General features: G+C 53.6%; 13 protein-coding genes. 7 read left to right on the forward strand and 6 right to left on the reverse strand.

Annotated elements, in window-relative coordinates; translation table 11 throughout:
* Positions 1-319: 319 nt before the first annotated feature.
* The 5 genes from F153LOC_RS07475 to F153LOC_RS07495 all read left to right on the forward strand — a co-directional run bounded on the left by F153LOC_RS07475 (position 320) and on the right by F153LOC_RS07495 (position 5740).
* Positions 320-1210 carry a carbohydrate ABC transporter permease gene (locus F153LOC_RS07475; protein WP_100779065.1) on the forward strand — a complete coding sequence of 297 codons (891 nt, stop codon included), beginning with the start codon at positions 320-322 and terminating at the stop codon, positions 1208-1210.
* On the forward strand, positions 1203-2105 hold the full coding sequence (locus F153LOC_RS07480; protein ID WP_100779064.1) for a carbohydrate ABC transporter permease: 903 nt from the start codon (positions 1203-1205) through the stop codon (positions 2103-2105). Before F153LOC_RS07475 ends, F153LOC_RS07480 begins: the two co-directional genes overlap by 8 nt.
* Positions 2106-2117: 12 nt before the next feature.
* Entirely contained in the window at positions 2118-3245 is a 1128-nt protein-coding gene (locus F153LOC_RS07485) for an ABC transporter ATP-binding protein (protein ID WP_102104684.1), read from the forward strand.
* 14 nt (positions 3246-3259) lie between these two features.
* Positions 3260-4546: an ABC transporter substrate-binding protein gene (locus tag F153LOC_RS07490; RefSeq protein WP_102104685.1), complete on the forward strand. Its 1287-nt coding sequence runs from the start codon at positions 3260-3262 to the stop codon at positions 4544-4546.
* A gap of 66 nt (positions 4547-4612) precedes the next feature.
* Complete coding sequence (locus tag F153LOC_RS07495) at positions 4613-5740, forward strand: oligogalacturonate lyase family protein (protein ID WP_102104686.1); 1128 nt, start codon at positions 4613-4615, stop codon at positions 5738-5740.
* 39 nt (positions 5741-5779) lie between these two features.
* Here F153LOC_RS07495 and F153LOC_RS07500 read toward each other — a convergent pair whose 3' ends face one another.
* From F153LOC_RS07500 to kduI, 3 genes are all read right to left on the reverse strand, one after another.
* The gene (locus tag F153LOC_RS07500; protein WP_255409579.1) at positions 5780-7198 is read right to left on the reverse strand and encodes a sugar porter family MFS transporter; all 1419 of its coding nucleotides are present in this window, start codon (positions 7196-7198) and stop codon (positions 5780-5782) included.
* Positions 7199-7508: 310 nt separating this feature from the next.
* Entirely contained in the window at positions 7509-8270 is a 762-nt protein-coding gene (gene kduD / locus F153LOC_RS07505) for a 2-dehydro-3-deoxy-D-gluconate 5-dehydrogenase KduD (RefSeq protein WP_100779059.1), read from the reverse strand.
* A 63-nt stretch (positions 8271-8333) separates the two neighbouring features.
* On the reverse strand, positions 8334-9170 hold the full coding sequence (gene kduI, locus F153LOC_RS07510) for a 5-dehydro-4-deoxy-D-glucuronate isomerase (protein WP_102104687.1): 837 nt from the start codon (positions 9168-9170) through the stop codon (positions 8334-8336).
* A gap of 457 nt (positions 9171-9627) precedes the next feature.
* Between kduI and F153LOC_RS07515 the strand changes: the two genes are divergently transcribed.
* A complete protein-coding gene (locus F153LOC_RS07515) occupies positions 9628-10803 on the forward strand; it encodes an oligogalacturonate lyase family protein (protein ID WP_100779057.1) in 1176 nt (391 codons plus the stop codon).
* Between the two features lie 178 nt (positions 10804-10981).
* Here F153LOC_RS07515 and F153LOC_RS07520 read toward each other — a convergent pair whose 3' ends face one another.
* From F153LOC_RS07520 to F153LOC_RS07530, 3 genes are all read right to left on the reverse strand, one after another.
* The gene (locus F153LOC_RS07520) at positions 10982-11665 is read right to left on the reverse strand and encodes an oligogalacturonate-specific porin KdgM family protein (protein ID WP_100779056.1); all 684 of its coding nucleotides are present in this window, start codon (positions 11663-11665) and stop codon (positions 10982-10984) included.
* Positions 11666-11990: 325 nt separating this feature from the next.
* Complete coding sequence (locus tag F153LOC_RS07525; RefSeq protein ID WP_100779055.1) at positions 11991-13169, reverse strand: acetyl-CoA C-acetyltransferase; 1179 nt, start codon at positions 13167-13169, stop codon at positions 11991-11993.
* A gap of 94 nt (positions 13170-13263) precedes the next feature.
* Positions 13264-14130 carry a LysR family transcriptional regulator gene (locus F153LOC_RS07530; protein WP_100779054.1) on the reverse strand — a complete coding sequence of 289 codons (867 nt, stop codon included), beginning with the start codon at positions 14128-14130 and terminating at the stop codon, positions 13264-13266.
* Between the two features lie 103 nt (positions 14131-14233).
* Between F153LOC_RS07530 and F153LOC_RS07535 the strand changes: the two genes are divergently transcribed.
* The gene (locus F153LOC_RS07535; RefSeq protein WP_102104688.1) at positions 14234-14692 is read left to right on the forward strand and encodes a multidrug/biocide efflux PACE transporter; all 459 of its coding nucleotides are present in this window, start codon (positions 14234-14236) and stop codon (positions 14690-14692) included.
* Positions 14693-14702: the final 10 nt, after the last annotated feature.

A 14702-nucleotide genomic window follows, 5' to 3' on the forward strand; every position in this document is an offset into this window, starting at 1 on the left:
CCAGCCACCTCACCTTATTGAAACAGCGTTTCGACAGCGATCACATTTCCATCATTAATAGAATGACGCAGAAACAAATCGCAATAAAATAAATTAAAACGATGTTTTACAAATCAAGAACAACGGTTCGTTTGTTTTTGAAACCCAGACAAGGCGTGTCCAAATGGAATGATAAAACATCTTATTTATCAGCAGGTAAATGGAGTAGACCTCGTGCGACGCACACCGAACACTCGCTTCCCCGTCTCGTAAAACCGATGCGGGCAGCAGCACCACCAGCAGATTCCGTTTTAAACCATTGATTGCCAGGTAGGTATGTATGAATGAAAACAAAATGCTGGGGCTAGCGTGGATATCACCCTACATAATCGGGTTGATAATCTTTACCGCGTTTCCCTTTGTTTCATCTTTCTTTCTCAGTTTCACTGATTACGATCTGATGAGCCCGCCGGTATTTAACGGCATTGAAAACTACCGCTACATGTTTACAGAAGATACCCTCTTCTGGAAATCCATGGGCGTCACCTTTGCCTATGTATTTTTGACCATCCCACTGAAGCTGGCCTTTGCGCTGGGAATTGCGTTTGTCCTGAACTTTAAATTACGCGGCATTGGATTCTTCCGAACAGCCTATTATATTCCATCAATCCTCGGCAGCTCCGTCGCTATTGCCGTTCTGTGGCGCGCGCTGTTTGCGATTGATGGCCTGCTGAACAGCTTTATCGGCGTATTTGGTCTGGACCCGGTGAACTGGCTCGGTGAACCGTCTCTGGCGCTGATGTCCGTCACCTTACTGCGCGTCTGGCAGTTTGGTTCCGCGATGGTCATCTTCCTGGCCGCTCTGCAAAACGTTCCGCAGTCTCAGTATGAAGCGGCGATGATCGACGGCGCTTCCAAATGGCAGATGTTCATGAAAGTGACCGTGCCGCTGATTACGCCAGTGATCTTCTTCAACTTCATTATGCAGACCACCCAGGCGTTCCAGGAATTTACCGGTCCGTATGTGATAACGGGCGGTGGACCAACCTATTCGACCTATCTGTTCTCGCTTTACATCTACGACACCGCCTTCAAGTACTTTGATATGGGTTACGGCGCAGCGCTGGCCTGGATCCTGTTCCTGGTCGTCGCGGTCTTTGCCGCTATCGCCTTTAAATCTTCGAAATACTGGGTGTTCTACTCTGCCGATAAGGGAGGCAAAAATGGCTGATATTCAGGAACTCTCCACGGCGAGAAGCATCGCGGAACGCGAAGTGGCCCGCACGCTGCGCAAAGAGAAAATCAACGCCAGTATCCGCTACGTGATCCTGCTGTTTGTTGGCCTGCTGATGCTCTATCCGCTGGTGTGGATGTTCTCGGCGTCGTTCAAACCGAACCACGAGATCTTCACCACCCTGAGCCTGTGGCCCGCACACGCCACCTGGGACGGCTTTATCAACGGCTGGAAAACCGGTACCGAGTACAACTTTGGCCATTACATGCTGAACACCTTTAAGTATGTGATTCCGAAAGTGATTCTGACCATTATCTCCTCCACCATCGTGGCGTACGGCTTTGCCCGCTTCGAGATCCCATGGAAGAAATTCTGGTTCGCCACGCTCATCACCACCATGCTCCTGCCGAGCACCGTACTGCTGATCCCGCAGTACCTGATGTTCCGCGAAATGGGCATGCTGAACAGCTATATGCCGCTGTACCTGCCGCTGGCGTTCGCCACCCAAGGGTTCTTCGTCTTCATGCTGATTCAGTTCCTGCGCGGTGTTCCGCGTGACATGGAAGAGGCCGCACAGATCGACGGCTGCAACTCCCTGCAGGTGCTGTGGTATGTGGTGGTGCCGATTCTGAAACCGGCCATTATCTCCGTCGCATTGTTCCAGTTCATGTGGTCAATGAACGACTTCATCGGGCCGCTGATTTATGTCTACAGCGTGGATAAATACCCGATTGCACTGGCTCTGAAAATGTCCATCGACGTCACCGAAGGTGCGCCGTGGAACGAAATTCTGGCAATGGCGAGCATCTCCATTCTGCCATCCATCATTGTCTTCTTCCTGGCACAGCGCTACTTCGTACAGGGCGTAACCAGCAGCGGAATTAAAGGTTAAGAGGGAAATATCATGGCTGAAGTTATTTTCAACAAACTGGAAAAGGTTTACTCCAACGGCTTCAAAGCGGTACATGCTATCGACCTGAAAATCGCTGAAGGGGAATTTATGGTGATCGTCGGGCCATCCGGCTGCGCCAAATCGACCACTCTGCGTATGCTGGCGGGTCTTGAGACCATCAGCGGTGGCGAAGTCCGCATCGGCGAGAAGATCGTCAACAACCTCGCGCCAAAAGAGCGCGGAATTGCGATGGTGTTCCAGAACTACGCGCTCTATCCGCACATGACCGTGCGTGAAAATCTGGCCTTCGGTCTGAAGCTCAGCAAAATGCCGAAAGATCAGATTGAAGCACAGGTCAACGAAGCCGCGAAAATCCTCGAACTGGAAGAGCTGCTGGACCGTTTACCGCGCCAGCTCTCCGGCGGTCAGGCGCAGCGTGTGGCCGTGGGCCGCGCCATCGTCAAAAAACCTGACGTGTTCCTGTTCGATGAACCGCTCTCCAACCTCGACGCCAAGCTGCGCGCCTCAATGCGTATCCGTATTTCTGACCTGCACAAACAGCTGAAGAAATCCGGTAAACCGGCGACCACCGTTTACGTCACCCACGATCAGACGGAAGCGATGACCATGGGCGACCGCATCTGCGTGATGAAACTCGGTCACATCATGCAGGTGGATACCCCGGACAACCTCTACCACAAACCGAAAAACATGTTCGTGGCCGGGTTTATCGGCGCGCCTGAGATGAATATTCGCGCCACTCGACTGGTCGATCAGCAGGGCCGTCTGGCGCTGAGCATCGGCAATGAAACGATGCCATTAAGCGAAACCCTGCACGACAAAGTGGTCGGCCATCAGGCGCAAGACACCTTCTACGGCATCCGCCCGGAATTCGTCTCTGTCTCTGACGAGCCGTTCGCAGAAGGTAGCTGCAGCGGCGAGCTGGTACGCGTAGAGAACATGGGTCACGAGTTCTTCGTCTACCTGAAAGTCTCTGATTACGAACTGACTGCCCGAATTCCTTCCGATGAAGCTAAACCCATGATTGATAAAGGACTTCATCGTAAGGTGTATTTCAAGTTTGATATGAATAAGTGCCACATTTTTGATGCAAAAACTGAACTGAACATCTCAATCTAACTGGAGTTATAAAAATGAAAAAAGTGCTTTTAAGCGCAGCAATCTCCGCTACCCTGGGCCTTACTGCTTTGCCATCGATGGCGCAAGATGTTGATTTACGTATGTCCTGGTGGGGGGGTAATGGCCGCCATCAGGTTACCCTGAAAGCGTTAGAAGAGTTCCACAAACAGCACCCGGACATTAACGTCAAAGCCGAGTACACCGGCTGGGACGGCCACCTGTCGCGTCTGACCACCCAGATTGCAGGCGGCACCGAGCCGGACGTCATGCAGACTAACTGGAACTGGCTGCCGATCTTCTCGAAAACCGGCGACGGCTTCTACGATCTCAACAAAATGAAAGACGTGATCGACTTAAGTCAGTTCGATGCCAAAGAGCTGCAGTCCACCACTGTCGACGGCAAGCTGAACGGTATCCCGATCTCCGTGACCGCGCGCGTGTTCTATTTTAACGATGAGACCTGGAAAAAAGCGGGCGTCGAATACCCGAAAACCTGGGACGAGCTGAAAGCCGCGGGTAAAGCCTTTGAGAGCAAACTGGGTAAACAGTATTACCCGGTAGTTCTGGAACATCAGGACACGCTGGCGCTGCTGAACTCCTATATGATTCAGAAATACAACATTCCAGCCGTTGACGAAAAAGCGAAAAAATTCTCCTACAGCAAAGAGCAGTGGGTGGAATTCTTCCAGACTTACAAAGATCTGGTGGATAGCCACGTGATGCCAGACACCAAATACTACGCGTCATTCGGCAAGAGCAACATGTATGAAATGAAGCCGTGGATTCAGGGTGAATGGGGCGGTACCTACATGTGGAACTCCACCATTAACAAGTATTCCGACAACCTGAAGCCACCGGCGAAACTGGAGCTGGGCAGCTACCCAATGCTGCCAGGCGCAACGGATGCGGGCCTGTTCTTCAAACCGGCGCAGATGCTCTCCATCGGTAAATCGAGCAAAAACCCGGAAGCCGCCGCAAAAGTCATTAACTTCCTGCTGAACAGCAAAGAAGGGGTGGATACGCTGGGTCTGGAGCGCGGCGTGCCGCTGAGTAAAGTGGCGGTGAAATACCTGACAGAAGACGGCACCATCAAAGAGAACGATCCGGCCGTCGCGGGCCTGCGCCTGGCGCAGTCTCTGCCAGCTAAACTCTCTGTCTCGCCATACTTTGACGACCCGCAGATCGTGGCGCAGTTCGGCACCTCCCTTCAGTATCTCGACTACGGTCAGAAATCCGTGGAAGAGACGGCAACCGACTTCCAGCGTCAGGCTGAACGTATCCTGAAACGCGCGATGCGCTAATACCTGTGACCTTCCCTGCCCTGCTACCTCCGGTGGCAGGGTATTTTTTTATCCGGAGAACACGCTATGAAAGGCAAAATCATCCCGCTGAATTTTCGCACGCGCCAGGACAGTGTAACAGGGCACGAGGTGATACGGATGACGCCCCCGCACATCATTTGTCATCGCAACTACTTCTATCAAAAGTGTTTTACTCAGGACGGCAGCAAGCTGATTTTTGGCGGCGCGTTTGAGGGCCACTGGAACTACTACTTGCTCGATATCGCCAGAGAGCAGGCCACCCAGCTCACCGACGGTGCGGGTGATAACACCTTCGGCGGGTTCTTATCTCATGATGATAACGCGCTGTGGTATGTGAAAAACAACCGCGAACTGCGGCGCGTCTATCTAGACAGTTTCGAAGAGCAGATTGTGTATGCGGTCGACGACGAGTGGGTGGCGTACGGCACCTGGGTCGCGAATTCAGACTGCACAAAACTGGTCGGGGTCGAAATCAAAAAGCGTGACTGGCAGCCGTTGACCGACTGGAGCAAGTTCCGCGCGTTTTACTTTACCCAGCCCGAATGCCGCCTGATCAATATTGATCTACGCACCGGCGAACAGCAGGTGATTTTGCAGGAAAAACGCTGGCTCGGGCATCCGATCTATCGTCCGTTTGACGACAGCACAGTGGCGTTTTGCCATGAAGGACCGCGCGATGCCATCGACGCCCGCATGTGGCTCATCAAACCCGATGGCAGCCAGCTTCGCAAGGTGCGCCAGCATGCGCCGGGGGAAAGTTTTACCCATGAATTCTGGGTGCCGGATGGTTCCGCGCTCTATTACGTCGCGCACAAGGAGAACGATCCTCAGCGCTATCTTTGCAGCGCCGATCCGCTGACGCTGGAAAATCGTCAGCTGATGGCAATCCCGCCCTGTTCGCATCTGATGAGTAACCACGACGGCTCGCTGATTGTGGGCGACGGCGCGCCGCACAACACGGGCGATATCAGCCTGAACGATCCTTTTATCTGGGTATTTAATATTGCTACCGGAACGCAACACGCCGTTTGCCAGCATAACACCAGCTGGAAAGTGCTTGATGGGGACCGCCAGGTGACGCATCCGCACCCGTCGTTTTCGCCGGATAATCAGTGGGTGTTGTATACGTCGGATGAGGAAGGGATGCCGGCGTTGTATTTAGCGCGAGTGTAAAAAAAGCCCGGCAGGCGTAGCGCCGCCGGGCAGCAAAAATCAGACGCCGATATTGCGTAACTTCTCCCCGGCCATCAGCTTGCGTTCGATATGTTCCAGCGTGACGTTTTTGGTTTCAGGAATCAGCCAGAACGTGATGCCGATAAACGCCACATTCAGCACCGTATAGAGCCAGAAGGTTCCCGCTGCACCGATGGAGTCGAGCAGCGTCAGGAAGGTCGCGCCGATAATCATGTTCGACACCCAGTTGGTGGTAGTGGAACAGGTGATACCAAAGTCGCGGCACTTCAGCGGCTGAATTTCCGAGCACAGGATCCACACCACCGGCGCAGCGCTCATCGCATAGCCCGCGATGCACATCATGGTCATGCCGACGGAGAGCCAGGAGAGACTGCTGGAAGCCGTGCCGTTATCGAACTGCATCAGACAGTAGCCGAGGATCAGCGTTCCAAGCGCCATCACGCTGAAACCAATTTTCAGCGCCGGTTTGCGCCCCGCTTTATCGACGGTAAATACGGCGATAAAGGTGGCGAACATAAAGGTCAGGCCCACTACCAGCGTGGCGATCATCTGCTGTTCGGTGGTGGTAAAACCGGCCATTTTGAAAATGCGCGGCGCGTAATACATGATGATGTTCATCCCGGTAAACTGTTGCATCGCCTGCAGCAGCATCCCAAGAAACACCGCGCGGCGCACGTTGCGGTTGGCCTTAAACAGCGACCAGCCGCCCTGCTTCAGCTTCAGGCTTTCGCGGATTTCATTCAGCTCTTCGCGCGCTTTTTCCGAGGTATCGCGCAGCATCCGCAGCACTTCTTCCGCCTCCACGTGGCGCCCTTTTTGTGCCAGCCAGCGCGGGCTGTTTGGCAAGAAAATCACCAGCACCATCAGCAGTACGGCGGGCAACGCCAGCACGCCCAGCATTGCGCGCCAGTTGCCGCTATAGCTGAAATAGGTATCCGAAAGAAATGCCAGCACGATACCCAACGTCACCATCAGCTGGTACATGCTGATCATTTTTCCGCGCACGTTTTCACTCGCCATTTCAGAGAGGTAGAGCGGGGCCGTGTAGGATGCAATCCCCACCGCTACACCCAGCAGCACCCGGGAAAGCAGTAACGCTTCAACGCCTGTGGCAAACGCGGAACCGAGCGAACCGGCGACAAACAGCACTGCCCCCACCATCAGGCTGTATTTACGCCCCAGCCGGAAAGAGAGCCAGCCGTTGAACAGGGCACCCAGCGCCGCGCCGAGCATCATGCTGCTCACCACCCACTCCTGCAGACGGCTGCTAAGCGTAAAGTGGTCGGTGATAAACGGCAGCGCACCGGCGATCACGCCGATATCCAGCCCAAACAGTAAACCGGCCACTGCCGCTGAAACGGACACGAACAGATTCATTCTGCGGGTATCGCGCAGGGCGCGGGGCATAAAGGTAGAGTCATTGATAGATGTCATAATTTCCTGCCTGAACAGCGTTAAGACGTTAACTGAAATTACGAGAAAGCCAGCAAAAGTGTCAGGCTGTTAGACGCGAAGTTATGGATTATTTGGCTGGGCAGTAGCGATCTGTGATGGACATTACAATTTCAACTCTGGGTAATTAATCACCATTTATTGTTAATGCATTAATTTATAAGCAATAAAGTTGTGATATGCATCCATCATGGATTTTCACTATGGATTTTATGACTTTGCGAATATGGACAAGCTGATTTTTTGGCAAAAAAAACCTCCGCACCAGGCAGAGGTTTTCTTTATAAGGCGAGAATTAACGCGCCAGCCAGCCACCGTCCACCGCAACGGTGTAGCCGTTGATGTAGTCAGATGCCGGGGAGGCCAGGAAGACAATCGGCCCCATCAGATCGCTTGGCAGACCCCAACGGCCCGCCGGGATGCGGTCGAGAATTTCCGCGCTACGCTGTTCATCCGCACGCAGCTGCTGGGTGTTGTTGGTCGCCATATAGCCTGGTGCAATCGCGTTGACGTTGATGTTGTGCTTCGCCCACTCGTTTGCCAGCAGACGGGTCACGCCCATCACGGCGCTTTTTGACGCGGTGTAAGACGGCACACGGATGCCACCCTGGAAAGAGAGCATGGAGGCGATATTGATGATTTTGCCGCCGTTACCCTGGGCGATAAAGTGTTTCGCCGCCGCCTGAGACATGAAGAACACGCTCTTAATGTTCAGGTTCATCACGTCATCCCAGTCGCGCTCGCTGAAGTTGATCGCGTCTTCACGACGAATCAGACCGGCGTTGTTGACCAGCACATCGATATGACCAAATTCAGCCACGGCGCGATCCAGCAGTTCAGGGATCACGTCGATTTTGCGCAGGTCCGCAGTCAGGCTCAGGAAGCGACGACCCAGCGCAGTCACGCGCTCGATGGTTTCAGTCGGTTCAACAATGTTGATCCCCACGATATCACAGCCCGCTTCCGCCAGACCCAGCGCCATACCCTGGCCCAGACCGGTGTCACACCCGGTTACGACCGCTACTTTACCCTGCAGAGAAAATGCATCCAGAATCATATTTGTTCCTTAATCTTTCAGAGCCTGTCACGAACAGGCAGGTTTATGCTTCACTGCCCGCGACTAGCGCAGATCCTTAACAGCGACGTGGTCCATGTCATCGAAGACCTGATTTTCACCAACCATACCCCAGATGAAGGTATAGGCTTTGGTGCCAACACCGGAGTGAATGGACCAGCTCGGCGAAATCACGGCCTGCTCGTTTTGCATCACGATATGGCGCGTCTCTTGTGGCTGCCCCATCATGTGGAACACGCAGGCGTCTTCGTCCATGTTGAAATAGAAATACACTTCCATGCGGCGCTCATGGGTATGGCACGGCATGGTGTTCCACAGGTTGCCTGGATCCAGTTCGGTCAGGCCCATGCTGAGCTGGCAGGTTTCCAGCACATCAGGAACGAAGTATTTGTTGATGGTGCGGCGGTTGCTGGTGAGGTTGTCACCGAGGGTGACTGGCGCAACATCCGCTGGAGTGACTTTTTTGGGTGGGTATGCCGTATGCGCCGGTGCGCAGTTGTAGTAGAACTTCGCCGGTTTGCTGTTATCGATGCTTGCGAACACCACTTCCTGCGCGCCTTTGCCGACATACAGGGCATCGCGGTGACCGATTTCATAGCAGGTGCCGTCTACCGTGATAGTGCCCGGCCCGCCGATGTTAATCACACCCAGCTCGCGACGCTCCAGGAAGTAGCTGACGCCCAGCTGTTTACCCACTTCGCCACCCACGGAAACGGTTTTAGTGGTTGGCATGATCCCGCCGACGATGATGCGGTCGATGTGGCTGTACACCATGGTGTATTCGTCGGCCACAAACACCTTCTCAACTAAAAACTCATCGCGCAGACCCTGAGTATCCAGTGTTTTAGCGTGCGCGCTGTGGATGCTTTGTCTGACGTCCACATTTACCTCCAGAATTGATCGTGCCCGAGGGCAAGGATGATTAACGAAACAACGTTCCGTTTTCTCTATGAGCACATAGTATCCGCTGCGAAATGGGTTTTCAATTACATTTAAAACGATGTTTCACTTTTTCTGCATCTTAATAACAGAAGTGTAGTTTGGATCACGATTGTTAAGCGTTGACAGGGATGCAGAGGCAGCACACGGAAAACAAGTGCAGAATATTTATCATAGTAAACAATCAATTATAAAACCTTTAAGATTTGACCGCAGAGAAAACATTCCACGTTCAAAATCAAAGATAGCCCTCACGACAAACAATTATTCTTACAAAGTGCGCCATCAGTCACACACATTGAAACGATGTTTTGATAATTTAACACTCAGTTTTTAACTTATCTCACATTCAGATCTGACTGGCAGAAAGTATCCTGCGGTCATATTAAAGGAGCGCATCATGGCTAAAGGTATGCGGGTCAAGCTGAACTATGACGTCAGCCGCGATCCGGATACAGGCGTGGAAATCACCCGCCTGACCCCACCGGAAGTAACCTGTCATCGAAACTACTTTTATCAGAAGTGCTTCTTTAATGATGGCAGCCATCTGCTGTTCGCCGGAGAGTTCGACGGCCACTGGAACTACTATCTGCTGGATCTGAAAAAAGCCGAAGCGGTGCAGCTGACGGAAGGCGCGGGTGACAATACGTTTGGCGGTTTTCTCTCGCCGGACGATAAGTCCCTTTATTACGTCAAAAACGACCGCACTCTGCTGGAAGTGAATCTGGACACGCTGGTCGAGCGCGAAGTGTATCGCGTCTCCGACGAGTGGGTCGGCTACGGCACCTGGGTCGCCAACAGCGATTGCACCAAACTGGTCGGGATCGAGATCGCCAAAAGCGACTGGACGCCACTGAACGACTGGAAAATTTTCCACGACTTCTTCCACAAAGGGCCACACTGCCGCCTGCTGCGCGTGGATCTGAAAACCGGTGAAAGCGCGACCATTCACGAAGAGAAAAACTGGCTCGGCCACCCTATCTATCGCCCGTTCGACGACAATACCGTCGCCTTCTGCCACGAAGGCCCGCACGACCTGGTGGATGCGCGGATGTGGATGGTGAACGAAGACGGCAGCAATGTGCGCAAAGTGAAAGAGCACGCCGAAGGCGAAAGCTGCACGCACGAATTCTGGGTGCCAAACGGCTCTGCGCTGGTGTATGTCTCGTATCTGAAAGGTCAGCAGGGTCGCACCATTTACAGCTTTAACCCGGACACCGGCGTCAACGACGCGGTCATGCAGATGCCAGCCTGTTCTCATTTGATGAGCAACTTTGACGGCACGCTGCTGGTCGGCGACGGTTCTGGTACGCCGGTGGATGTGAAAGACACCAGCGGTTACACCATCGATAACGATCCTTATCTGTACGCCTTTGACGTGGCGAAAAAAGCGCACTTCCGCATCGCCCGTCACGATACCTCCTGGGCCACCGTGGCAAACAGCCGGCAGGTGACCCATCCGCATCCATCCTTTACTCCGGATGATAAAGCGGTGCTGTTCAGTTCCGATAAAGACGGCAAACCCGCTCTCTATATCGCGAAACTCCCCGAGCAACCTGAAATGTTGCATGCATGATTTAAGTTAGTGTTTCTGTAACTGGCCTTGCCCTCCTCCTGGAGGGCTTTTTTTTGGTTTGAAGAACATCTGTTTGCTCGTGATTCCAACTCGACCAGGCGAATACCCCCTGCCGCCAGGCATAAAAAAACCGGCTCTTGCGAGCCGGCTTTTTCCCGGAGGTACTGTTTATTATTTTTTAGAAGGAATATGCCACACCTAAACGGAAACGCGTCTGACGTTCGTCGGTCTCTTTCACGCCCACGTTGCCCACTTCCACATACGGCGCCCAGTTTTTATCCCATTTGTATGCCAGCTTGGCGTTATATTCGTTGGAATAATCTTTATTATTATTACGAATCATCCCTTCTGAACTCTTCGCGTAGACATAGTTCAGCTCGGTACGGAAATCACCCATTACCCAGCCTACCCACGCATCGCCACGGTTAACTTTATCGTCGTCTTTATTTGAGCTTGAAGGATAGCGCGTATATTCGTAACGATAACGTGCAGCCACATAGAAGCCACTGTCGAAACTGTATTGCAAATGCAGATTCGGTTTATAGATGGTACGGCTGTCATTACTTTCGATGGTAAATGCCGGTGTCAGCGCAATATTGTCGGTGGCTTTCCAGCGCCAGCTAATCTGGTCTTCGTGGCCGTTACCGACGACATCCGCAAAAGGCTGATCGGCTTTGTCGCCGCCTGATTTCCATTTTGCTTCAACGGAAAAACCTAAGCCATTGGCGAAGCGGTGTGACACGGAAACACGGTCGGCGTTCGAGCCGCTGTCGATGTATTCGTGACGTAAATCAACGGTAACAGCCTGAGCTGCGAAAGACGCACCAACGAGAGAAGCAAGGACCAGAGATTTTTTAAACATGACAAAACCCTCAAATAAAATTATGTTTCGTTTTTATGAAATTGCATTTTATTTTTTAAATAACGATATTTTAGTGATCGAGATCGTAATTATTTGTTTCAATTTTTTTGGCAAAGATCGACGTGACACCCATCAACAAACATCGGGTATTAAAAGGGAATTTCAGGTTTAAGATCACAAAAAGAGGATATTTGATCAGAATATGAAGTTTCTGGATTTAACCGGAGGCTTTAGAATCATCTCATAAGCGTAAAAATAGATTTCAGGCGCACACAAAAAAGCCTCCAATAAGGAGGCTTCTTAAGAGAGAACTATTTCAGTGCGATTATCTTTCGATGGCGAGCGCCACGCCCTGTCCGCCACCAATGCACAAGGTCGCCAGCCCTTTGCGCGCATTGCGCTTGGTCATCTCATGCACCAGCGAAACTAAAATACGGCAGCCGGAGGCGCCAATCGGGTGCCCAAGTGCAATCGCCCCACCGTTGACGTTCACCCGGCTCGGATCCCACTCCAGCATTTTCCCCACCGATATCGCCTGTGCGGCAAACGCTTCATTCACTTCAATCAGATCCACGTCGCTGAGCTGCCAGCCCGCGCGCTCAAGACAGCGGCGCGTGGCATATACGGGAGCGATGCCCATCAGGGCAGGATCGACGCCCACGCTGGCGAACGCTTTGATGCGCGCCAGCACCGGCAGATTCAGCTCTTCGGCTTTGCTTTCGCTCATCATCATCACCGCCGCTGCGCCGTCGTTGATCGACGAGGCGTTGCCCGCCGTCACCGAGCCGAGCGTTTCAAAGGCAGGATTGAGTTTAGCCAGCCCTTCCGCGCTGGCATCCGTGCGCGGCTGTTCATCCGTATCGATAATCAGCAGCTCGCCGTTGTGGCGCAGAGTGTCCACCGGCACGATTTCATCGCGAAAACGCCCTGAGTCGATGGCGGCACGCGCTTTTTGCTGTGAACTGAGCGCGTAGGCATCCTGAAGCTCTCGGCTGATGCCGTATTCCCGCGCCAGGTTTTCTGCGGTCACGCCCATATGGTAATCGTTGAACGCATCCCACAGGCCGTCATGCACCAGGCTATCGAGCAGCTGGCTGTTGCCGAGCTGTGCGCCGGTGCGGCTGTCCGTCAGGACGTGCGGCGCGCGGCTCATGTTCTCCTGGCCGCCGGCGATGATCACATCGGCCTCGCCGCACTGGATCGCCTGCGTCGCCAGATGCAGCGCTTTCAGACCCGAACCGCAGACGTCGTTGATGGTGATCGCCGACACGGTATTCGGCAGCCCGCCTTTCAGTGCCGCCTGACGCGCAGGGTTCTGCCCGGCGCCCGCCGTCAGCACCTGGCCCAGGATCACTTCATCTATTTCATGGGCGGGAATTCCACTGCGTTCGACCAGCGCCCTGACGACCACGCTCCCCAGCTCCACTGCAGAATGGCGAGCCAGCGCGCCCTGGAAACAGCCGATTGCCGTACGCAACGCCCCCACGATCACGACCTCTTTCATCTCTACCTCTGCGCAAAATGACACCGCTGATAGTAGATGCATTGTTATCAACAATTAACGTAATTGTTTAAAAAAAGTGAGTTTTGTCACAGGATTAGCGCGCGTCCTGCAGATACTGGCGCAGCCAGCTTCCGGCGACGCCTGGCGGGCTTCGTTTGTTCCACAGAAGATCGATGGCGATGGTGCGCGGCCAGCCGGGAACGTTGATTTGTACCAGGCTTTTCGCCGCGGCGAACTCTTCCACCAGCGCACAGGGCAGCGCGCACCAGCCGAAGCCCTGCACCGCCATGCTGAGGAGCAGCAGATAGTTAGGCGCAGACCAGATGGGGCCGCGCACCTGGGTGGTTTCCCGTTCCAGATATGTGCTCAGCTGCAGTTCGCGCCAGCCGTGCAGCTCATCCACCTCCACTCTCCCCTGCGCCGCTAGCGGGTGGGTGGTGGCAACATAGATCGCCATCTGGGTTTGCATCGGCAGGCGGATCACGCCGATCCCGGTGGGGTAAATATCACGCGCTTCCGTAAGACCTACCTGCGCACGCTCTTTTTGCAGCAGATCGATGACGTCCTCTTCCTCGCCAATCAAACACTCAAATTCCGTGTGCGGAAAGCGCTTGTCGAACTGGATCATCAGATCCTCCAGCACGTCCGGGTTGAGCGTGTCCGAGAGCACAAAGGTCAGCCGCGCTTCCGTCTGGGCAGTCAGGGAGACGGCCAGTTCGTCCAGACGCGCACTGGCGGCCAGAATCGACTGCACGTAACCCAGCACCTGCTCGCCCTGTTCGGTTAACACCGGTTGACGGGCGGAACGGTCAAACAGGGCAAACCCCAGATCTGCCTCCAGATTGGCAATCGCGGTGCTGACAGTGGACTGGCTTTTACGCAGGCGTCGCGCCGCAGCGGAGAACGAACCGGTAGCCACGGTTTCGACAAAAGCGGTAAGGGCTTCGGGAGAGTAGCGCATAAGGTATCTATTTTATCGATGGATAGTATCTTTTATATATCACAAATTACGATAAAAATAGGCCACATCAACGCCCATTCCGGCGAATTCATGAGGTCAGGTTATGCAACACAATGTACAAAAACGAAAACTGCCGGAGCGTATCTTCCACGCGGTGTGCTTCGAAGGGATTGCCACGGCAATTCTGGCGCCTACCGCCGCCTGGTTAATGCAGCGTTCGATGATGGAAATGGGTGGACTCACCATCATCCTAGCGACCACAGCGATGGTCTGGAATATTATCTATAACTATGGATTTGACCGTTTGTGGCCCGTTCACCGCGTAACCCGCACGGCAAAAGTGCGTGCGTTCCATGCTCTGGGCTTTGAGTGCGGCTTTATCGTAATCGGGGTGTCGATCGTCTCGGCGGTGCTCGGCGTGACGCTGCTGCAGGCATTTACCCTGGAGATCGGTTTCTTCCTGTTCTTCCTGCCGTACACCATGTTCTATAACTGGGCGTACGACACGCTGCGCGAAAAAGTCATCAAGCGCCGCCAGCAACGACGTGCCCTGGCGAACTGATCCCTCTAAG

Source organism: Lelliottia sp. F153 (assembly GCF_002870005.1).
GTDB lineage: Bacteria > Pseudomonadota > Gammaproteobacteria > Enterobacterales > Enterobacteriaceae > Enterobacter > Enterobacter nimipressuralis.